Source organism: Candidatus Rokuibacteriota bacterium (assembly GCA_016209385.1).
Taxonomy (GTDB): Bacteria; Methylomirabilota; Methylomirabilia; order Rokubacteriales; family CSP1-6; genus JACQWB01.
In genome coordinates this window covers 1-2,709 of record JACQWB010000286.1, presented here as the reverse complement: position 1 = coordinate 2,709, position 2,709 = coordinate 1, and the positions used below count along the sequence as shown (strand labels likewise).

Below are 2,709 nucleotides of genomic sequence, written 5' to 3'. Positions count from 1 at the left end.
GGTTACCACTGTGATCCCTCGGGTGGAGAGATGGGCCGCGAGCGGCTGATCGCGGGTCAAATCCTCATCCCGGCTCACGAGGAAATGGGCTCCACCCATGAGCGCCGTTTCGATCACGGGGTTATCTTTGGGGTCTCGGCTGAGAACAATCTCCCCAGCGAGGGTCACCTCCTGGGCTCGGCTGACGATGTGCGCAAGATATTCCCAAAGGTCTTGGTCAGAGTATCCATATTTCTGCATCAGCCGCGGCTTCGAGAGCGCATGCGCCAGCTCTTCCATTAGCGGGGCCGAAATGACAACCTGGAACGCCCCGTCGATCCAGGCGTCAAGGAGTTTGGCGGGGAATCCGTGAGGGTTCAGGAACGCCGAGACCCAGACGTTCGTGTCCAGCACTACGGTTGCGGACACTCATCCGCCCTGGGATTCCCGGCTGGCCGCTGTGATATCAGCCTCGATCTCTTCACCGGAGAAACGGCCGGTTTTCGCGTGGATCCGAGCCAAGAGCTCCCTGAACTCCTTCGCCCAGTGGTTTGGAGCCTGGATGGCGAGTTCCACTTCGCTTCGGTCGGGCAGATCCAACGGCTCCAACGGTCGAAGGACCCCATTTTCAAAAACAGCCCGAATCACTCGACTCATCTCTACCCTCGAAAGTCATCGTATGGGAGCACCGATCGCGTGTCAATAACAGTTGGTGATGTTGAGGGTCTCCACGCCAACGATGTGCCCGTCCGCGTCAACGTCCACCGTCACACCGTCCTCGATGTCGAGGTTGTCGTGCGGGTGGACCTCCCGAAGCTGAGTATACAGAGCATTATCGAGATTATTCTAGTTAGTCACATTTCATAGGGGACCCGTTAGATCGTTGACGGTAGCGTCATTCTGCGCAACGCGGATGGTCTCCGCTGCTCGGAGAGCCCGATTCCATCTCGAGAGCAGCAACGCGCGGAGATCCCGGGGGTTAGGCCCCCGACGTGGTCCCGGGATCATGGGGGCGCGATTCTTGCTCGGCGTCGTGTTCCACGTGTGCAACGGCGCACCGTGCGGCCAGAGCCGGTGTCCAGGAGCGGAGGGGGGGACCGTGGACTTTCGCGTGCTGGTCGCGGACGACGACCCCGGAGTGCTGCATCTCCTTGAGGCATACCTCCGCCGGGAGGGCTGGGGGGTGATCCCGGCATCCGATGGGATAGAGGCGCTGGAGCGGTTCGAGGCGCTGCAGCCGGAGCTAGCCGTGCTCGATGTCGCGATGCCGCACCGCGACGGCCTGCAGGTCCTGGCGCACATCATACGCAGCCCCCATCCCACGCCGGTGATCATGTTGTCAGGGCAGGCGGAGCCGTGGGTGATCATCGCGGCCATGAAAGGTGGGGCCACGGACTTCCTGCTCAAGCCGATCCTGCGGGAGGACTTCCTGGAGGCCATCCGCCGGCACCGGAAGTCGAACCTCCGAGAGATCGAGGAGCCGGATCCGGTCAGCCAGGACCTCCTGACACGCATGGGCCGGGGGATGGCCGTCCGGCGGATGCTCATGAACATCCAACGGGTGGCCGCCACGGACTTCTCTGTCTTGATCCAGGGCGAGACGGGGACTGGCAAGGAGCTGGTGGCGGAAGCGATCCATCGGATGAGTCGCCGGGCCGGACAGCCGCTCGTGGCCGTGGACTGTGGGGCGATCCCCGATACCTTGCTGGAGAGCGAGCTGTTCGGGCACGAGCGGGGGGCGTTCACGGGGGCGACCAGTCGGCGCCGGGGCTACTTCGAGCTGGCCCGCGGCGGCACCCTCTTCCTCGACGAGATCACGAACCTCCACCGGGGGCTGCAGGCCAAGCTGCTGCGCGCCCTGGAAGAGCGGCACATCTGGCCCGTCGGGGCGGAGCGCCCAGTGGAGGTCGATGTACGAATCGTCGCGGCCTCGAACTCGGCCCTGAGGCAGGAGGTTGAAGGCGGGCGGTTCCGGCGGGACGTATACCAGCGCCTGGCGGAGTTCGAGATCTTCATCCCTCCCCTGCGCGAGCGCCGGGAGGATATCGAGTACCTGGCGGAGCGTTTGCTGGCGGAGGCTTGCCGGGAGCTTGACCGGCCGCCCCTGCTCCTGTCGCCGGAGGCCCGAGCCCTGTTGGTGCAGGAACCCTGGCCCGGCAACGTGCGGGAGCTCCGGAACGCGATCCGCCGGGCCGCGATCCTGGTCGATGGCAGCCGGATCGATGCCAGGGACCTGGAGCGGCCGCGGATGGGGCAGGCCTTGTCTCTCGAACAGCCCGCCCTGCCCACACTGGAGCAACTCGTGACGACCCTGGAAGGCGGGCGGCCGTTCCGCCTGGTCATGGAGGAGCTCGTGGGGGGAGTCGAGCGAGATCTCCTCGTTCGACTGCTGGAGTGGACCCGCGGCAACAAGCGCGCCCTGAGCCGCCTCCTGCAGATGAACTACCGGACCCTCTTCCGGAGGCTCCGGGAGCACGGCATCTGAACGACTGAGTTGGACAGGCGTGTCCCACGTGGTAGGGCACCGCTGTCCGAGCCTCCCGTTCGTCCCACCTCTGTCCTGATCATCACGTCCTGTTCCCCCTAGAGAAACGCTGCTCATCCACACACAGGCCGTGTGGCGCCCTGAGGGCATCGGCATTGCACACGACGTGGTGACGCCGGGAACGATGCCTGAGCGCTGCCCTACCGAGGCGGTTCACCGAGGAGGGCGGGAGAGCCCCCTCGCCC

At 65.1% G+C, this 2,709-nt stretch carries 4 protein-coding genes; 1 reads left to right on the top strand and 3 read right to left on the bottom strand.

All coding sequences use genetic code 11. The annotated features are described in order from the left end of the window. From HY726_21660 to HY726_21650, 3 genes are all read right to left on the bottom strand, one after another. Nucleotides 1-408: putative toxin-antitoxin system toxin component, PIN family (locus HY726_21660; GenBank protein ID MBI4611605.1), on the bottom strand; the 408-nt coding region annotated here is incomplete at its 3' end. Then, the gene (locus tag HY726_21655) at nucleotides 409-636 is read right to left on the bottom strand and encodes an antitoxin family protein (GenBank protein ID MBI4611604.1); all 228 of its coding nucleotides are present in this window, start codon (nucleotides 634-636) and stop codon (nucleotides 409-411) included. Nucleotides 637-678: 42 nt separating this feature from the next. Beyond that, nucleotides 679-807 (bottom strand): DUF2283 domain-containing protein, encoded by a 129-nt coding sequence (locus HY726_21650; protein MBI4611603.1) that lies wholly within the window; start codon nucleotides 805-807, stop codon nucleotides 679-681. 271 nt (nucleotides 808-1,078) lie between these two features. Between HY726_21650 and HY726_21645 the strand changes: the two genes are divergently transcribed. After that, on the top strand, nucleotides 1,079-2,464 hold the full coding sequence (locus HY726_21645; GenBank protein ID MBI4611602.1) for a sigma-54-dependent Fis family transcriptional regulator: 1,386 nt from the start codon (nucleotides 1,079-1,081) through the stop codon (nucleotides 2,462-2,464). Nucleotides 2,465-2,709: the final 245 nt, after the last annotated feature.

Coding starts and splice junctions, on each gene's coding strand:
- HY726_21655 (MBI4611604.1), bottom strand. CDS start 636: ATGAGTCGAGTGATTCGGGCTGTTTTTGAAAATGGGGTCCTTCGACCG.